This window comes from Nocardia shimofusensis NBRC 100134 (assembly GCF_001613125.1).
In the GTDB taxonomy this organism is placed as follows: domain Bacteria; phylum Actinomycetota; class Actinomycetes; order Mycobacteriales; family Mycobacteriaceae; genus Nocardia; species Nocardia shimofusensis.
Genome location: NZ_BDBT01000043.1, coordinates 14,363 through 29,834, shown reverse-complemented (window position 1 = coordinate 29,834; position 15,472 = coordinate 14,363). Strand labels below are relative to the sequence as shown.

At 66.9% G+C, this 15,472-nt stretch carries 20 protein-coding genes; 7 read left to right on the top strand and 13 right to left on the bottom strand.

Annotation, left to right across the window (positions count from 1 at the left end; all coding sequences use genetic code 11):
* Nucleotides 1–118 precede the first annotated feature (118 nt).
* Nucleotides 119–742: a hypothetical protein gene (locus NS3_RS26850; RefSeq protein ID WP_067865425.1), complete on the top strand. Its 624-nt coding sequence runs from the start codon at nt 119–121 to the stop codon at nt 740–742.
* A gap of 19 nt (nt 743–761) precedes the next feature.
* Here NS3_RS26850 and NS3_RS26845 read toward each other — a convergent pair whose 3' ends face one another.
* The gene (locus NS3_RS26845) at nt 762–1,052 is read right to left on the bottom strand and encodes a hypothetical protein (protein WP_157101562.1); all 291 of its coding nucleotides are present in this window, start codon (nt 1,050–1,052) and stop codon (nt 762–764) included.
* A 453-nt stretch (nt 1,053–1,505) separates the two neighbouring features.
* Nucleotides 1,506–1,706, bottom strand: coding sequence for a hypothetical protein (locus tag NS3_RS26840; protein WP_245649833.1), 201 nt, complete (start codon nt 1,704–1,706; stop codon nt 1,506–1,508).
* A gap of 109 nt (nt 1,707–1,815) precedes the next feature.
* On the opposite strand from NS3_RS26840, the gene NS3_RS26835 reads away from it, so the two are divergent.
* Genes NS3_RS26835 through NS3_RS26830 form a run of 3 tightly spaced genes read left to right on the top strand, consistent with a single transcriptional unit; the run spans nt 1,816 to nt 3,226 of the window.
* Nucleotides 1,816–2,637 carry a hypothetical protein gene (locus tag NS3_RS26835; protein WP_157101561.1) on the top strand — a complete coding sequence of 274 codons (822 nt, stop codon included), beginning with the start codon at nt 1,816–1,818 and terminating at the stop codon, nt 2,635–2,637.
* Nucleotides 2,634–2,762, top strand: coding sequence for a hypothetical protein (locus NS3_RS30395; protein ID WP_281206567.1), 129 nt, complete (start codon nt 2,634–2,636; stop codon nt 2,760–2,762). The genes NS3_RS26835 and NS3_RS30395 overlap by 4 nt, the downstream gene beginning before the upstream one ends.
* On the top strand, nt 2,744–3,226 hold the full coding sequence (locus NS3_RS26830; RefSeq protein WP_067865414.1) for a DNA cytosine methyltransferase: 483 nt from the start codon (nt 2,744–2,746) through the stop codon (nt 3,224–3,226). The genes NS3_RS30395 and NS3_RS26830 overlap by 19 nt, the downstream gene beginning before the upstream one ends.
* 269 nt (nt 3,227–3,495) lie before the next feature.
* Here NS3_RS26830 and NS3_RS26825 read toward each other — a convergent pair whose 3' ends face one another.
* The 4 genes from NS3_RS26825 to NS3_RS30225 form a co-directional block, all read right to left on the bottom strand.
* Complete coding sequence (locus NS3_RS26825) at nt 3,496–3,993, bottom strand: DUF6301 family protein (RefSeq protein ID WP_067865411.1); 498 nt, start codon at nt 3,991–3,993, stop codon at nt 3,496–3,498.
* An 80-nt stretch (nt 3,994–4,073) separates the two neighbouring features.
* On the bottom strand, nt 4,074–5,879 hold the full coding sequence (locus NS3_RS26820; RefSeq protein ID WP_157101560.1) for a hypothetical protein: 1,806 nt from the start codon (nt 5,877–5,879) through the stop codon (nt 4,074–4,076).
* Nucleotides 5,880–5,917: 38 nt separating this feature from the next.
* The gene (locus NS3_RS26815; RefSeq protein WP_157101559.1) at nt 5,918–6,898 is read right to left on the bottom strand and encodes a hypothetical protein; all 981 of its coding nucleotides are present in this window, start codon (nt 6,896–6,898) and stop codon (nt 5,918–5,920) included.
* On the bottom strand, nt 6,829–7,659 hold the full coding sequence (locus NS3_RS30225) for a recombinase family protein (RefSeq protein WP_245649832.1): 831 nt from the start codon (nt 7,657–7,659) through the stop codon (nt 6,829–6,831). Before NS3_RS30225 ends, NS3_RS26815 begins: the two co-directional genes overlap by 70 nt.
* A 283-nt stretch (nt 7,660–7,942) precedes the next feature.
* Between NS3_RS30225 and NS3_RS26805 the strand changes: the two genes are divergently transcribed.
* Nucleotides 7,943–8,620: a hypothetical protein gene (locus tag NS3_RS26805; RefSeq protein WP_039829387.1), complete on the top strand. Its 678-nt coding sequence runs from the start codon at nt 7,943–7,945 to the stop codon at nt 8,618–8,620.
* Between the two features lie 550 nt (nt 8,621–9,170).
* Here NS3_RS26805 and NS3_RS26800 read toward each other — a convergent pair.
* Complete coding sequence (locus NS3_RS26800; RefSeq protein WP_039829386.1) at nt 9,171–9,479, bottom strand: hypothetical protein; 309 nt, start codon at nt 9,477–9,479, stop codon at nt 9,171–9,173.
* 164 nt (nt 9,480–9,643) lie between these two features.
* On the opposite strand from NS3_RS26800, the gene NS3_RS26795 reads away from it, so the two are divergent.
* Nucleotides 9,644–10,255 carry a DUF2249 domain-containing protein gene (locus NS3_RS26795; protein ID WP_067865401.1) on the top strand — a complete coding sequence of 204 codons (612 nt, stop codon included), beginning with the start codon at nt 9,644–9,646 and terminating at the stop codon, nt 10,253–10,255.
* Nucleotides 10,256–10,287: 32 nt separating this feature from the next.
* Here the strand turns inward: NS3_RS26795 and NS3_RS26790 are convergent, their stop codons facing one another.
* The 5 genes from NS3_RS26790 to fdxA form a co-directional block, all read right to left on the bottom strand.
* A complete protein-coding gene (locus NS3_RS26790) occupies nt 10,288–10,821 on the bottom strand; it encodes a universal stress protein (protein WP_067865399.1) in 534 nt (177 codons plus the stop codon).
* Nucleotides 10,805–11,152, bottom strand: coding sequence for a carboxymuconolactone decarboxylase family protein (locus tag NS3_RS26785; protein WP_067865395.1), 348 nt, complete (start codon nt 11,150–11,152; stop codon nt 10,805–10,807). Before NS3_RS26785 ends, NS3_RS26790 begins: the two co-directional genes overlap by 17 nt.
* Before the next feature lie 146 nt (nt 11,153–11,298).
* Nucleotides 11,299–11,733 carry a hypothetical protein gene (locus NS3_RS26780; RefSeq protein WP_067865392.1) on the bottom strand — a complete coding sequence of 145 codons (435 nt, stop codon included), beginning with the start codon at nt 11,731–11,733 and terminating at the stop codon, nt 11,299–11,301.
* Nucleotides 11,730–12,464 carry a helix-turn-helix transcriptional regulator gene (locus NS3_RS26775; protein WP_157101557.1) on the bottom strand — a complete coding sequence of 245 codons (735 nt, stop codon included), beginning with the start codon at nt 12,462–12,464 and terminating at the stop codon, nt 11,730–11,732. The genes NS3_RS26780 and NS3_RS26775 overlap by 4 nt, the downstream gene beginning before the upstream one ends.
* Nucleotides 12,461–12,811 carry a ferredoxin gene (gene fdxA / locus NS3_RS26770; protein ID WP_067865390.1) on the bottom strand — a complete coding sequence of 117 codons (351 nt, stop codon included), beginning with the start codon at nt 12,809–12,811 and terminating at the stop codon, nt 12,461–12,463. Before fdxA ends, NS3_RS26775 begins: the two co-directional genes overlap by 4 nt.
* Before the next feature lie 249 nt (nt 12,812–13,060).
* Here fdxA and ctaD point away from each other — a divergent pair, with 249 nt between their 5' ends.
* Nucleotides 13,061–14,812: an aa3-type cytochrome oxidase subunit I gene (ctaD, locus tag NS3_RS26765; protein WP_084495972.1), complete on the top strand. Its 1,752-nt coding sequence runs from the start codon at nt 13,061–13,063 to the stop codon at nt 14,810–14,812.
* Nucleotides 14,813–14,907: 95 nt separating this feature from the next.
* Here ctaD and NS3_RS26760 read toward each other — a convergent pair whose 3' ends face one another.
* Nucleotides 14,908–15,234 carry a cupin domain-containing protein gene (locus NS3_RS26760; protein WP_039829469.1) on the bottom strand — a complete coding sequence of 109 codons (327 nt, stop codon included), beginning with the start codon at nt 15,232–15,234 and terminating at the stop codon, nt 14,908–14,910.
* Between the last annotated feature and the right edge of the window lie 238 nt (nt 15,235–15,472).

Here is a 15,472-nt window from a genome sequence, read left to right as displayed (position 1 = left end):
ACCAGGCCAACGGATATGAGTTCGTCCTGATCACCGACCGCAACACCCACCTCACACAGGAGCTGCAGGACCTCGTGAACCAAGGCAAGATCAAACACGTCACGATGGACTTCCAAAGTTGACCCCCACCGACGACGCCGCAGCCACCCGACTGCTCGATGAGTACCGCCGGGCCGGCGGAAACGCCGACACCATCGCCGATATCGGCAGTCAGAGGAGCAGCGCACCGGCGGCGATCGTGCTGGTCGCCGAATGGCTCGCCGAGCTCGAAGACCGGTGGCCCGGACCCGAAACCGAGGGCAGGGAACTGGCGCGGCTGAGCCTGGTCAACGGACTCAACCGGAAGGAATCCCGCAAAACCGCAGCGATTCCGGCGCTGATCAGCCAGTTCGACCACGCCAAGACCACCAGCTCACGCGTCCGGTGGGCCGCGGGCAACGCCCTCTACAGCATCCCTGCCGGCAAGGAATACTTCGAGCAGCTCGCCGTCATCGCCGCCGACCGCACGTTCGGGGCGGACAGGCAGATGGTGGTCGACTGGCTCGGCAAATCACGCCACCCCGACGCCGCAGCAGTCGCGGTTGCCCAGCTCGACGACGACACCGTGGCAGGCCACGCATTGGATGCGCTGTCGAAACTGCGGGCGCAAGGGGTGAGCAAACAGGTCGAGCCGTTCCTCACGTCGAAATTCCCCTGGTATCGACGTAACGCGGAACGGATCATCCGCTACGACGAAAGCTGACCCCTGTTGGCGGACGGACTCACCAGATCACGTGCTGTGCGGTGTGTCCTTCCAGCGGCTCGGCCCGGACATCGCTGCCGGAGATCGTGTAGGGCTCGAGCACGCTGATCGCCGGGCCGTCGACGTGTTCGAGATGTACTTCGATTCCACTGGACCCGGTCTCCGGTAGCGCCACATCGACAACAACCGCAGCAGCACGGATCTCAGCACGCATCGCTCTGAGCGTGCTGACGCTCAGCTCCTTGGCCGCCAGCGCGTCCCCGGTGGCCGATTCGAACAACTTCCTACCGCCCGAGGTGTCCACAGCCATGCTGAAGGGGTAGAAGCCACCCTGCTGGGCCAACCGTTCTTCGGCCAAGTTCAACGCTGCGTCGACAAGTTGTCCATGTCGTCCTGGACCGGTTGGGGGGTGGCATCCCTCCAAGACATCGATCAGCTCCCTCGCTACATCAGCCGCATCACCCCGTGCAGGGCACGTTCGAGAAGCGATCGTACGCATGCACGAGCAGGACCTGAGATCACTACCGTGAGCAGGGAAACCCCGACAGCGGCTCAGATCGCGACGTCTCGGGCACTGTCGGCGTATCGGCGTATCGGCGTATCGGCGTATCGGCGGATGCTGGGGAGGTAGCGCCGGTAGGGGCCAAGTGGGCAGTAGCGTTATCGGGTCGCTCGGCGCGGCCCGCACGCTGAACTGCTGCGCGGCAGGTTCGACTCGAACTGTAGGCATTGCGGTCGGTCGCACCGCAGCATCGTTGCCCGTCTATCGAAGGTCTTTGGGGCCTTTGCCGTCCCGGATTCGGGTGATGTATTCGCGGCTGAAGTCGGCGTCGCGGGCTACCGCGCTCACCCCGATCCCGGCGTCGAGGGCTGCGACGATCGCGGCGAACAGGTCGGCGCGGGCGCGGTCATAGGCATCGCGGGCTGCGCGCAGGGCGACCCGGTGTTCGTCGTGCTGATTCACATCCCACAGCATCGCACACAAAGTTGCCAACATTGTTGACAGTTGCGCGGTCGTGCCTCACTGTGGACATTGTTGGCAACAAAGTAGACATAGCTGTTTGGGGTTCCGCATGACCCATCCCTTTTCGCTGGCCGCGCGCATGACGGTGCCCGCCTTCTTCGGCGGAGGTGAGCACGCACCGCAGGTTCCCGACCGCAGCCTGTGCGAGGTCCACGCCGACGTCGGCGTGAGCCTCGCGCTCGCGGTCGAGTCTGTCCGCGCCTGCAGTCTCAGTTCGCCGTCCTGGGCGGCGTGGCTGCTCGAACAGGCCGAGACCGCGCTGCTCGGGTCCGGCCTGGATGCCCCGCTCCACGACGCCGAACTCACCGCCGTGCGTGCGGTTCTGACCGGCGGCGAGGTCGACGAGGCGCTGGCGGAGCACAGCCGGAGCAGCGACCCGGCCGACTACCGGGCCCGCGCCGGGATCCGCGCCGTCGCCGTACACGCCCAGTTCCAGCAGCCGCATCCGCAGGTGCTCGAGTGGCTGCTGTACCTGCAGGACCGCGCTCTGTTGCCGGGCGCCCGCCGTGACGCGGTGGCCGGTGCGCGGGAGCATCTGTTGTCCTACGGGATCGACCCCACCGACCCGGTGGTGCTCGACGAGCTCACCGCCCGCCGCCGGGCGGGGGAGTGGGTGCCCCAGCACCGGGCGCAGGGCTACTTCGTCTACGGCGGGGTCCTGGTCGGGCGGTCCGGGAGCTACGTGAGTCCGGACATGACCACCCCGCTGGCCGAGCTGCTCGACGCCGCGACCCCGCTCACGGATGCGGAGACCGATCTGCTGGCCCGTGCCCGCGGCCTCGACCACGCGGTGCTGGTGCCGGTGTGGGTGACCGCACTGGTGGAGCTGCTGGGCGACTGGACCGACCACGTCTCGGTGGGTGTGCGATGAGCCTGCGTTCGACGGTGTATTTCGCCGGGTGGGGTGGGGACTCGCTGGGCTGGGAGCAGGTGCCCGGCATTCAGGTCGCCCTGGCCGCCAACCACAACCCGATTGCGTGGACGTGCACAGCCTGAATTTCCCGGCCGCCGAGCACCTCCCGCCCGGCGACGTGAAGGCCATCGACCTGGCCACGCTGCCCTATTCGGAGTTGTTCTGGGCGTCGCCGGCGTGCCCGGCCTGGACCGACGCCAAGGGCAAGAAACGGTATTTCGACCGCTCGAACCAGTACAGCCTGCTGGCCGATGACGAGCTGGGGGTGGTGATCGACGATCCGGCCGAGTCCCGCTCCCGGTCCCTGATCGAGCAGATCCCACGCTATCTGCGGGCGATGGCTGCCCGGGGGACTCCGGTGCTGGGTGGGGCGATGGAGAACGTCATCCAATGCCGCCGCTGGGTCCAGTGGGGCCGCTGGATCCGCGAAATCGAAGAGATCGGGCCCGGATACGAGACGCGGGTGATCGCGTTGAACTCCATGCACGCCATGCCCCGCCGCTGCGCCCCGGCGCCGCAGTCCCGTGCCCGGTGTTACCTCCTCTAATGGCTGAAATCCCTCGGCAGACAACCGGACTGGGGACCGGCGACCGCGCCGGGGTGCAACGGCAGTACTCGGGCACGGCCGGGCGGTCGCGGCCGGGGTGCCGCGCCGAACTCCACTCGGGACAGCGGCCACCTCAAACCGCTCGCCGAACACCTCCGCGTCGGCCGCAGTTCAGGTCCAGCCGAACTCAGTCGCCGCACGGACGGCGCGCAGAGCACGATCGATATCTGCTCGCATCAGCGATCACATTCCTCGACGCCGACCATGGATCAGTCGTTCTCGAGTGATCGGTCGATCTCGTCATACCAGAGTTGGTAGTCGGGACTGGTCAGGTCGATGTAGACCGACTCCGCGTTCGCCGTCAGCGTCACCACGACACGGGGCAGATCCCATCGCAGTCCCCGGGTCGGTTCGGTCCAGGAGAAATGCGGGGCCGCACCCACCACGTCGGCCACTCTCGTCGCGAGCGAGACGAACGCCGCGGCGGCTGCGGATTCGCCCCGTTCGCCGTCCAGGTCGGTGACCCAAAACGTCATCTCCTCGAGTGCTGCGACACCGGTGGGTCCTGGATCACCGAGCGACACCATGACGTCGGGACGGTCGATGTCGAAGTCGGTGGTCAGGTGGGGCGCGCCCACTCCGGCTCCGCCGGCGATCGACCAACCGACCAGGCCGGCGAACGACGACAGGTCTTCGGCGGTCCAGGTCCAGTCGAACTCGGTCGCCGCACGGACGACATGGAGTGCGCGGTCGGCTGCCACTCGCATATGCGATCACTTCCTCTCTTGATCGGGCACGAATCGCCGCACGGTGTAGAGCCTTCCACATCGCGGCTGTCCGCCCCCGTTCACTGATAACTCAGGCACCTGAGATGTTCCCGCTGGGTGAGCACGGGCGCCGCCACCGGGGACGGCACGAGTGTGACTGTCAGCGACTCGTCGACCGGACGCCTGACCCGCTGTCGCACCGGCGCGTGGACCGGCACAGCCAGATTCGACAGCGCGGCGAGGTCCCGCAAGCGACCACGGACCAGATCGTCCCACCAGCTACCGGCCCGACCGAGCAGGTCGTCTGTCGGTGGAACGACCTCCGCGATGCCGTGCAGTGTCGGGCCGACAGCAGGCGGACCGCCGTCCGGGTTGCCGGTCGTGCGGCCGGTGACGGTGTGTCCGGGGAGTCCACCGTTCACTTCTTCCTGGGTGGAGCCGTAGACGGTGGTCTTCAGGTCGGTGTCGGTCTTGGACAACCGGTACCCGACCCTGGACGGATCCTCGTTCGCGATCGCGTCCCAGACACCCTGATCGATGAGCCATTGTTTGAAGACGGGATCGCCGGCCGCGTCCTCCTTCAATTTTCCCCACAGGTACGGGTCGGTCACCTGCTCGGCGCGAATCCCGGTGTCGCTTCCCGGACCGTCGGGCACCATGGCATCGCTGGGCCGTGGCCTGCCCGGGTTGCCGCCCTTGGCCTCGACCACCATGACCTGCCCGTTCTTCACAGCCACGACATCATGGGTGTAGGCCCCGGTGGGCCGCACGTTCACCGTCCAGCCGTCCGAGCGCAGCAGCGCGACAGCACCGGCCTCGCCGAGCGCCTCCTTCGCCTGGTCGACCGGGACTTGAGCCTTCCAGTAGTTGTCGATCGCGCGTTTCACGACATCTGTCGGCAGTCCTCGCTTGGCGAGTGCCAGCAACTCTTCCTTGCTCTCGGCCTTGCTGCCGAGCAACTTCGCCGCATCGATGCCGTAGATGTTGGCGAAGATCTGGACGAATCCACGGTGCAGATCCTGGTTCGCCGTCGCGAGATCGAGCCTGGCCATCGCAGCGAGGATGGCGGGGCGCTCGGCTTCGTCGATGTCGTCCAGGGTCCAGACACCGAGCTCGAACAGTTGGGCCCGCAGTTTCAGGTCACCCGTGCCCTTCGAGGCGTACGTGTTGGGCCGCTTGCCTTCCGGGTTCCCGGCCCCCCACTTCAGGTAGTTCCCCTCCCAATACGTCCCTTCGACGGGAACATTCGGCTGCCCCGGCTTCGCGCTGGGGAAGCTCACCGGGTTGGAGACGGTGGGGTCTTCGGTGGGGCTCGGCCCGACCGGAGCGGGAACGGCGGGATCGCCGCGCAGCCCGTCGGCCGGATCGATGTCGATCACGGGGGGCGCGGCCGTCGCGGTGCCGGGGACCTGTTCGGTCGGGACAGGTCCCGGTCGGCCCGTGGTCCACGGGTTGACGCCTTGCTGCGACCACGGGACGTTCACTGAGGGCACATCCTCGGAATCCGCGCCCGGGGCGACCAGAGGGGACTGTCCCATCGGCTGCACGGGGACGCCACCGTTGGCGATCACCAGGCTCATGACCGTACCGAGGATCACGGCCGCGCCGAGTCCGCCGACCGCGCCGGTGCCCGATGCGGTCGGCTCGAGACCGCTGCCGAGTGCCGGGATCGCCACCGACTGCGAACCCGCGGCGGACGCGCCCAGCGCCGATTGCAGGACCGCGGCCGCCGTCTCAGGGGCAATCGTGCTCATGCCCCGCAGCAGGCCGGGGATGGCCAGTTGCAGAGCCATACTCGGGGAGCTGGGCACCAGCGCGTTGTAGACCGTCTCGGGGCCGATGGGCGCACCGCCCTCGGCCCCCTCAGCGTTCGAAGGAGCTGTCAAGACGAGGGACGGTGGGACGAATTCGCTCGACGGCGCCATCATCCCCTGCTGTTCCAGCCGATCGCCGACCGCGTAGTCGATCGGAATACCAGCGTGCTGCAACCGAATTCGCGCTGCAAGCTGCGCTGCAGCAGCACTTCCTCCGCTTGCGAAGCAGGTACGCCACTCGCGACGAGGTCGTCGAGCCGAGCCTGGCGCTCCGGAGACACCGGCGTCATGTCCAGATAGCGGGCCTCGACCTGATCGGCGTTCTGGGCTGCCAACGAATACCGGTGCGCGGCCAGCCGCTCCTGCGCTTGCCGACGCCGCTCCTCGCTCTGCGGGTCGAGGCTGCCCTCGGTGCTCGCTAACGCCAGATCCTGGGCCAGCTGTCCGGTGCCGTAGACGGCGTCGGGCAAGATGGTGCTGCCGTCCGCCAGCCACAGTCCACCGCGTTGCCAGTGCGCGTTCAGCCGGTTCTGGGCATTGTTCCTGGCTTCCTCGCTGACCGGGCCCTGGTAGCGCCCGGACACCAGCGCCAGGTCGCGGTCGCGTTCGGCGGCCGAGTAGGAGTCGTCGGTGCCGAACAGTCCGCCGATCTGGTCGTAGGAGATGCCCTGACTCGCCAGTGTGCTGGTCTTCGGCGCGTGGCCGGGGATGGTGACGGTGGTCTGCTCGGCGGTGAGGCCGTTGGACAGCCGGACGGTGTTGTTGTGCACCGTCGTCCCGCTCGGCAGCGTGACAGTCTCGTCGTCTGTCAGCGGGCCGTGGTTGGCCAGGCCGACCACGTCGGGCAGGGCGCCGACCGGTGGCGGCTGCTGCGAGGTGGTCGGGTAGAGCCCCAGTTCCAGCGGCGACTGCTGTCCGGCTCCGTCGTTCGCCGGCTTGTCCGGGGTGGCGATGGTCGACCAGACGGGATCCTCGGCGACCTTCTTGTCGTTGCCCGCCGAAGGGTGTTTGCTCGGATCGGTCAGGATCTCCGGGGACAGCCCCAGCGCCCGCAACGACTTCTGCTCGTCTGCCTCGTTGTCGGGTGGCATCGAGGTACCTCGATTTCGTTCGAGTGCGGGCGGATTCGACGCGGCGGCGCCCGGCACGACACGGAGGAGGGCCGCGGCGGACGACGATCGGCCACGCGGCGCTCAAGGGGGAATGAAGGAGAGTCCGTATCGGCCGGTGCGGGGCACCCCTCGCCCGTCGCGGAATGGTGTCGGCCGCCAGGAAGGATCGTCACAGGGTCCGAGAACGACGAAAGCCCCGATCCGGGGCGGATCGAGGCTTCGAGGAGGTGCCGCTCGGCGATCTGCTGCACGGTGTGGCGGCCCTCGTCGTAGAGGCGTTGGGCCTGTTCGACCTGGTGGGCGGTGAGTTTCGGCCGTCGGCCGCCTTTGCGGCCGCGGGCGCGGGCGGCTTCGAGACCGTCGTGGGTGTTGGCAAGTATCAGTTCCCGCTGCAACTCCGCCAGCACACTCAGCATGCCGAACATGGCGCGGCCTTCGGCGGTGTCGGTGTCGATGCCCTGCTCGACCACCTTCAACCCGATCCCGCGCTCGCGCAGCTGCGCGCCGAGGGTGATCAGGTGCAGCACCGACCGGCCGAGCCGGTCGAGGCGGGTGATGACGATGGTGTCGCCACGGCGCGCGAGAGTGAGCACGAGATCGAGTTTCGGTCGCGATGCCTTCGCGCCACTGGCAGTATCGATATGGACATCGGCAGGTTCGACGCCGGCGCGACGCAAGGCGTCGATCTGGTGGGCAGGATTCTGTTCGGCGGTTGACACCCGCCCGTAGCCGATCAACATGGTGTCGAAAATAGCCGAAATCGGGTTTGCCGACATTGTTTTCCGGCACGGGTTTCCGACACTCACGTCCTGGGGTTTCACCCGCTCACGCCAGGTTGTCGGCAAACGATCGTTTTCCGACAACTGTCGTTCGGTTCGAACACGCTCTCAAACCCGGTTCTCGCCGAATCAACCGTAACGGCACGCACCCGGTTTTAGCTGTTGCGATTCATCGTTTGCAATCTGATTTGAACTGATGCAACACTATGGAGACCGCGCCAGGTCTACACGAGGAGTGGCCTGTATGGCTGTTCGGTTCAAGCTTGGTTACTACTCACCCATTACTAACGACCCGCTGCATCGGGATTACGTCGGTTACTTTCCGCGCATGACCGAAAGGGAGGCATGGACAGCGGGCCGAGGCATATGGAAGGTGAACAAGGAACGGTTGTCTCGGGAGAAGTTCGCCCTGATCATCGGTGACGGCCGGGTGTGCGCCGTCGCCGAGATCCGCGGCGTGTCTGTCCATGAGGATCGGGTCGCCCTCGACGGTGAGGCGCTGGCGGAAGGCCACCCGGTCCGCGACGCCTGGATCGGAAAACCGGATCCGGTGGTTAACGCCTCGCAGAACCCGGTCGGCTACTGCGACCTCCCGGAAGAGGCCGAGTTCCGCGAACGGCCCTGTGGCTGCGGGTGCGGGGAGATCAGCACCCGCGACTTCCTGCCTGGCCACGACGTGCGCGCCTTCCAGGACCGGGTACGGCGCATGTTCGCTGGCTCGGCACTGGAGTTCATCCGCTGGGTCGACCGCATGGCCGGCGACTGTGGCCTTCCCGTCCTCGCTGTCCATTCCCAGCCCGCCGGTGACGTCGCATCGCCGGACGATCGCCGTGGGCGTCCGAGCCTGGGAAGCCCCTCTGTCGCTCTGTTCGATTCCGAAGATTCGTTGTCTGGCAAGGAATCTCACGCAGACAGCGGCTAGAGAACGCGTGAAGGTTGCGCTGCGGCTGCTTGTCTGACCGACTCTGATCGCCGCAGCCGACGTGATGTCGGGATGTCGTGTACCGACCGAGGTGTCGGGTATCCGGAATTGGAGGGGTGACCCCGACGGCAGCAACATCGTCGAGTTGCCAGGGCTTCGGACACGGTCGAGAAAGTCGAGTTCGACATCACACGGTCCGGCCAGCTGCTGCAGGCTCGGAGCAATGTCGTTCCAGCTGTTCGGGGTCAGCATCGACAACCGGTCGGTGTAGCGAGAATCGATGGCACGAGCGCGGGACTCGATCGCCGAGATGGCTTCGGCTCCCGACGATGTCGTCGAGTGCCTGCCCTGCTGTTGCGGCTTTCTCGATGTGTATGAGGTGGAGCACCGTTCGATTCGTTGCGGGAACTGAATCCGCGAGGCGGCACACAGGGACCGGGCGAGCGGTGCGAATCGGATCCCGGTCCGATACCTGCTTGGCTTCGGCCGGAGAGACCCCGCCGGGAGAAGATACGCGGTGTGCTGCGCCGGCGGGCGGTGACGGAATGGGTCAGCCCAAGGTGACGGTGATGGCGCTGCCGACGACGGTGGCGGTGACGCCGAGCAGGTGCTCGGTGATCATCGCGGCGATCGGCTGGATGTGGCGGTCTCTACGGGCGACGACGGCGAGGGTGCGGGCGTCGATGACGTGGGTGGAAACGAGGTCGTTCACCGTCGTTGCCCTGAGCGTGTCCTGCGGGAATGTGGGAGCGGGCAATGCGCACACCGCATCCTGCACCCGCCGGATCACGCTGATCGCACGCGTCGGAGTCTCGACCGGGTGGTGGCTGGGGGGCGGGGGCAGGATTGAGGTGGTCATCGCGTTCTCCTCGAATTCCTCCGGTACGGACAGTTGCGAGTCGCCGCCTGGCCCGGCCGAGCGGGCCGTGGATGACGGGCGTCATAACCGGGATGGCTTGGCTGGCGAGCCGCGCAGGATTAGTTTATACAATAAGAGATTGTAAAAACTAGGAGGTGGGCCACATGCCCGACACGGACCTGGCACAAACGGGACCGGCGGAATTGGATGTGCGGGAGGTGCGCAAACCGGACAAGCATCCGGCGATCTTCGCGCGGTTCGATGCCCTGGCTGCCGGGGAGTCGTTCGTGCTGGTGAACAATCACTATCCGCGGCATCTGCGTGCCGAGTTCGATGTGGAGCATCCCGGTGGGTACGGCTGGGAGGTTGTCGAGGACGGGCCGCGTGTGTGGCGGGTGCGGATCGGGAAGCTGGCTTCGACATCGCCGCCGCGGATATTGACCGATACCACCATGTTCGAGCCTGGACATCCGGATACGACAGGGGCGGTGTGGACGTTGCCGGTGCGCCGCCGCGATCTGGATGCCAACATCATTCGCATTGCTCCGCACGGGCGCATCGAGGCGCATACCGGGCCGGATCTGGATGTGCTGATCCACGTGCTCGACGGCGCGGGCACCCTTACCACCGAGCTGGGTGAGCTCGAGTTGGCGGCGGGTGCGCTGGTATGGCTGCCGCGCCGGTCACGGCGCGCGTTCACCGCGGGAGCGCATGGTCTGCGGTATCTGACCGTGCATCAACGCCGCCAGGCTCTGGTGCTGGACCCGGTCGGCTGAGCCGGATCGGTGTCGTGGAGCCGGGCCCGCTGTTATGGCACCACGGTGACCGGGCAGTGGGTCCGGCGCAGCAGCCGGGCGGCGGTGGATCCGGTGAGGCGGAGCAGCCGGCTGCTCGACCGGCCGACGACGAGGCTGTCGGCGTTGTTGTCCTCGGCCAGCCGCGCCAGTTCGACCGCGGGGTCGCCGCAGCGGACGGTGAACGACCAGGGCAGGGGCAGGTCGTGGAGGATCTCGGTGGCCAGCTCGCGGGTGGCGGTGACCTGCGCGGTGGTGAGGTCGGTGGTGAGGTCGGCGCCCATCGGCGCCAGGCTGGTCGGGTAGGCGCTCGTGGCGAGCGTGCTGATGTAGGCAACCAGCACGGTGGCATGCATGCGGCGTGCGGCGCCGGCGGCATAGGCGAGCGCATGCTGGGACGCCTCGGAGGTGTCGATGCCGACGACGATAAGCGGAGCGCGGGCCCGGCCGCGGTGATCGCGGCGGTGTGTGGTCTGCTCGGTCACCACGTCGTGCTGGTCGCGGGATGGGCGCGGGTGTTCGGGGCGGGATTCAGCCGGCGTGGTCATGGTCGTATCCGGCGAGGGTGTGCAGGGCGATGGTGGAGTGCGCGAACGCGCCACCGGCACGCATCTCGGCGGCCACCCAGATCGCTTCCATGATCTCGGCGTCGCCGGCACCGGCATGGTGCGCGAGCCTCGTGTGGCCGGCGATGCAATACGGGCATTGGGTGACGTGCGCGACCGCGACGGCGATGAGCTGCTTGGTCTTTTGCGGCAGCGCCCCGTCGGCGAACACCTGCCGGCTGAATTCGTCGAACGCCTGATGGATGTCGGGGGCCAATTCGCGGCGCCGCGCGCCGACGTCGTGGGTCGCGGCGGGATAAACGGGATCGCCCATCTGCTACTCCTCCTCTGCTGTGTCGCTGAATTGTTCTGTCGGTCGATTCCTCCCGGGTGTGTGTGAAGGTGAACCGTGGTGCGGCCGCCGCGCTGGGGACGGCTGGTGCGTCTTTCCTGCGGGACCGGCTGCGGTCCGGGAGTTGTTCATGACACGCTGTGGGCCAGTAGCAGGGTGGCGCCGACGAGAAGTGCGGCTATTTTCAGGATTTCCAGCACCACGTACTCGTAGTGGCCGCGCGATCGGGGCGCGTCGTGGCCGGCGAGCACGGCATTGCTGCGGCGGGTCAGCCGCGGCCGGACCAACGTGAGCTGCACGAGCAGCGCCGCAATAGCCACGATCAGCGCGGTCATGGCGCCCGTAGCGGGCGGGTCGATGACGATAGCGACGAGAATCGCTGCCGCGAAAACGATTTCGATGCCGTTGAGGGCGCGGAACACCAGCCGTCCGATTCCGAGCCCGATCGGCACGGTGACGCCGGGCGCCCGGAATTTCAGCGGCGCCTCCAGGAACGAGATCGCCAGCACCATGCCGAGCCAGCAGAAACCGACCGCGGTGACAACGGCCCCGGCGGTGGTCATGCCGCGGATCCGGTCGGTGCCTGCGCGGGCGTGGCGGTGCTGGTCGTGGTGAGGTGAGCCAGGCACAGGTCGGGGGTGACGAACGGGTCGAGCCGTTGCACGGCGACCGGTGCAGCCCGGCCTTCGAGCACCCCCTGCATCAAGCCCAGATGGATCGGGCATACCACGCTCGCACGAGTTTCGGCCAGGTCCAGGAACGGGCAGTGCTGCAACCGGATCTTCGGCTGATCATCGTCGGTGTCGGGTTCGGGATCGAAGCCGATCTCGTCGAGCACCCGCACCAGTTCATCCACCGCCTGCTCGGCGGTCGGCGACGCGGTGTCCATGTCGCGGGCCATCTCGCGGCCCCAGCGTCGCCCGGCCTCGGCGGCGCGGGCCGACGGGTCGGGGTCGGCGGCCAGCCCAGCGGTGAGGATCTCGGCGAGCAGTCGGTAGTTACGTGGCCCGGCCGGGTCCATCCCACGATGAGCGCGGAACATCTGCGGCGGGCGCCCCGGCCCGGTGCGCGGGGGTTCGACCCGCTCGGCTTGCCCGGCCTCGACCAGCGCCTCGAGATGGAAGCGCACCGTATTCGGGTGCAGCCGCAGCTGCGTGGCGATATCGACGATGCTCAACGCATCATGGGAACCGCGCAATGCCGCGAGCACGTCGCCGCGACGCCCACCACCGGCTCCGGTCGGCGTGGCACGGGAGCGCGGCAGTGTGGTGGCGGATGCTTTTTCGCGTGTCATGGCTGGCTACTCCGTGTCGGCAGCGCGGTGACCAGCGGAGTATCGACCCCAACCGGGCCGAGTTTCGCTGCGCCGCCGGGAAATCCGAGCGGTTGGTCGCGTCCGGGCAGGGTTTCGGTGAAGAAGGCGGCGTTGTCGTCGAGATAGGGCTCGAGTTCGGCGGGAAGGTCCTGCTCGTAGTAGATCGCATCCACCGGGCACACCGGTACACACGCTCCGCAGTCCACGCACTCGTCGGGGTGGATGTACAACGACCGGCCGCCCTCGTAGATGCAATCGACCGGGCATTCCTCCACACACGCCCGGTCCATCACGTCCACACAGGGCTCGCCGATCACATATACCATACCTCTATTTATACATCGAAATCTTGTATAAACTAAGCGGCGGGTGACCTACCCCACCGGATCTCTCGGTGCCGACCATCAACACAGGGACCGGTTGTCTCACCGCGGTGTCTCACTCGCCGCCGCATGCGGCGAGGGGTCGGCTGATCCCGATGCTGTGACGGCCGGGTCCGCCACCCGCCATGTGTACCCGTCGAGGATGTCGAACCGAGAGGGGATTCACCGTTGTCTGCAGCACCGGGGCACACCATGCCCGCCGTCGAGGCCGAGCGCCCGTTCCCCGCGCGGATGGGCCCCCAGGGCGCGGCGATCCGGAAGATCGTCACCACCACCGACCCGAAACTTCTCGGCGTCATGTACATCTTCACCGCGATATCGTTCTTCCTGATCGGCGGGTTGATGGCGCTGCTGATGCGCACCGAGCTGGCGCGGCCGGGCCTGCAGTTCCTGTCCAACGAGCAGTACAACCAGTTGTTCACCATGCACGGCACACTCATGCTGCTGTTCTATGCGACCCCGATCGTGTTCGGATTCGCCAACTGCGTACTGCCATTGCAGATCGGCGCCCCCGACGTGGCGTTTCCACGGCTGAATGCGCTCAGTTACTGGCTGTATCTGTTCGGCGCGACGATCGCGACCGCGGGATTCGTCACCCCCGGCGGTGCCGCCGATTTCGGGTGGACGGCATACATACCGTTGAGCTCGGCCATCCATTCCCCCGGCGTCGGTGCCGACCTGTGGATCATGGGGGTGGGATTATCCGGCGTGGGCACCATCCTGGGCGCGGTGAACATGGTCACCACCGTGGTGTGCCTGCGGGCACCCGGGATGACGATGTTCCGGATGCCGATCTTCACCTGGAATATTCTGGTGACGAGCTTTCTCGTGTTGCTGGCGTTCCCGATCCTGACCGCCGCCTTGATGGCCCTGGAGGTGGATCGGCACCTCGGCGGGCACATCTACGACCCCGCTACCGGCGGCCCGATCCTCTACCAGCATCTGTTCTGGTTCTTCGGCCATCCCGAGGTCTACATCGTCGCGATCCCGTTCTTCGGGATCATCACCGAGATCTTGCCGGTGTTCAGCCGAAAACCTGTCTTCGGCTACACCGCACTGGTGTTCGCGACTCTCGGTATCGCGGCATTGTCGTCGGCGGTGTGGGCGCACCACATGTTCGCCACCGGCGCGGTGCTGCTGCCGTTCTTCTCCCTGATGTCGTTTCTGATCGCGGTACCGACCGGGGTGAAGTTCTTCAACTGGATCGGCACCATGTGGAAGGGGCAATTGACGTTCGAAACACCCATGCTGTGGTCGCTGGGGTTCATCACCACGTTTCTGTTCGGCGGCCTGTCCGGGGTGATCCTGGCCAGCCCACCCCTGGACTGGCATGTGCACGACAGCTACTTCGTCGTCGCACACTTCCATTACGTGCTGTTCGGCACCATCGTGTTCGCCACCTTCGCCGGCATCTACTTCTGGTTCCCGAAATTCACCGGCCGCTTCCTCGACGAACGCCTGGGCCGCCTGCACTTCTGGACCACCTTCCTCGGCTTTCACGCGACATTCCTGGTGCAGCACTGGCTCGGCGCCGAAGGCATGCCGCGGCGCTACGCCGACTACCTGCCCGCCGACGGTTTCACGATCCTCAATACGGTATCCACCCTCGGGTCGTTCGTTCTCGGGTTCTCGATGATCACCTTCGTATGGAACGTGTTCAAAAGCTATCGATACGGTCAAGTCGTCACCGTGGACGACCCCTGGGGATACGGCAACTCCCTGGAATGGGCGACGACCTGCCCGCCACCACGGCACAACTTCTACGAACTACCCCGCATCCGTTCGGAGCGGCCCGCATTCGAATTGCATTACCCACACATGGTGGAGCGGATGCGCGCCGAATCCCACGCCGGCTGGGGTGCCGCCGGCCGCGCCACGGTTACCGCGGCTGAGGCGGACGGCACCGATCCATCGAACCCGGCCGATGAGTCCGATGCCGACTAGAGCGCCGGGGCCGCCGGACACTGCAGCGCCTACCATCGACTCCCGGCACCGCCGGGCCCTGACCGAGGTCGACAGTGCGCCCGTCCCCGTCCCGGCTATTTGGCGACTGTCAGCAGCACCACGGCATCGTCGATCGCTTCGAGGCTGTGGCGGGCCTGCGGGACTATCAGCAGGTCACCGTGACGGCCCGCCCACGAGGCGCCTGCAGTGTGTAGCTGGACCCGGCCGTGCAGCACCAACAGCGTCGCCTCGCCCGGATTCTCGTGCTCGCCCAGCGCGGCGCCGGCAGCCAACGCGACCACGGTCTGTCGCAGCCGATGCTCATGCCCGCCATACATCGTGGCCGCCGCCCGCCGCGCGGGGACCGCGTTCGCCCGCTGCAGCAGTTCTCGTGCCATCGCTTCCACCGAGAACTTCTCCATCACCGCTCCTCGCTTCCCGTCCGGCATCGCATCGATCGCCATCTTCCAGCATCACCGCAGGCCGGTCCGGCTTCTCCGGGGTGGCGTCACTCGCCTGCGGCCTGGCCCTCGACCACGTCGAGGCGACACCGAGGTGTCCTGCGCGCTGCGGATCCGAGTCCAGACCCCCGGGCTCCAACCGCCGAACTCGGGGCCATCCACGCCGAGGTCGCCGCCCTCGTGCCCAGAGTCGGAACTG

What these genes read in the sequence shown, in the direction of transcription:
- NS3_RS26845 (WP_157101562.1), bottom strand. Translation starts at nt 1,052, where the DNA reads ATGGCTGTGGACACCTCGGGCGGTAGGAAGTTGTTCGAATCGGCCACC.
- NS3_RS26835 (WP_157101561.1), top strand. Translation starts at nt 1,816, where the DNA reads ATGACCCATCCCTTTTCGCTGGCCGCGCGCATGACGGTGCCCGCCTTC.
- NS3_RS30395 (WP_281206567.1), top strand. Translation starts at nt 2,634, where the DNA reads ATGAGCCTGCGTTCGACGGTGTATTTCGCCGGGTGGGGTGGGGACTCG.
- NS3_RS26825 (WP_067865411.1), bottom strand. Translation starts at nt 3,993, where the DNA reads ATGCGAGTGGCAGCCGACCGCGCACTCCATGTCGTCCGTGCGGCGACC.
- NS3_RS26815 (WP_157101559.1), bottom strand. Translation starts at nt 6,898, where the DNA reads ATGCCACCCGACAACGAGGCAGACGAGCAGAAGTCGTTGCGGGCGCTG.
- NS3_RS30225 (WP_245649832.1), bottom strand. Translation starts at nt 7,659, where the DNA reads ATGTTGATCGGCTACGGGCGGGTGTCAACCGCCGAACAGAATCCTGCC.
- NS3_RS26805 (WP_039829387.1), top strand. Translation starts at nt 7,943, where the DNA reads ATGGCTGTTCGGTTCAAGCTTGGTTACTACTCACCCATTACTAACGAC.
- NS3_RS26800 (WP_039829386.1), bottom strand. Translation starts at nt 9,479, where the DNA reads ATGACCACCTCAATCCTGCCCCCGCCCCCCAGCCACCACCCGGTCGAG.
- NS3_RS26795 (WP_067865401.1), top strand. Translation starts at nt 9,644, where the DNA reads ATGCCCGACACGGACCTGGCACAAACGGGACCGGCGGAATTGGATGTG.
- NS3_RS26790 (WP_067865399.1), bottom strand. Translation starts at nt 10,821, where the DNA reads ATGACCACGCCGGCTGAATCCCGCCCCGAACACCCGCGCCCATCCCGC.
- NS3_RS26785 (WP_067865395.1), bottom strand. Translation starts at nt 11,152, where the DNA reads ATGGGCGATCCCGTTTATCCCGCCGCGACCCACGACGTCGGCGCGCGG.
- NS3_RS26780 (WP_067865392.1), bottom strand. Translation starts at nt 11,733, where the DNA reads ATGACCACCGCCGGGGCCGTTGTCACCGCGGTCGGTTTCTGCTGGCTC.
- NS3_RS26775 (WP_157101557.1), bottom strand. Translation starts at nt 12,464, where the DNA reads ATGACACGCGAAAAAGCATCCGCCACCACACTGCCGCGCTCCCGTGCC.
- fdxA (WP_067865390.1), bottom strand. Translation starts at nt 12,811, where the DNA reads ATGGTATATGTGATCGGCGAGCCCTGTGTGGACGTGATGGACCGGGCG.
- ctaD (WP_084495972.1), top strand. Translation starts at nt 13,061, where the DNA reads ATGCCCGCCGTCGAGGCCGAGCGCCCGTTCCCCGCGCGGATGGGCCCC.
- NS3_RS26760 (WP_039829469.1), bottom strand. Translation starts at nt 15,234, where the DNA reads ATGGAGAAGTTCTCGGTGGAAGCGATGGCACGAGAACTGCTGCAGCGG.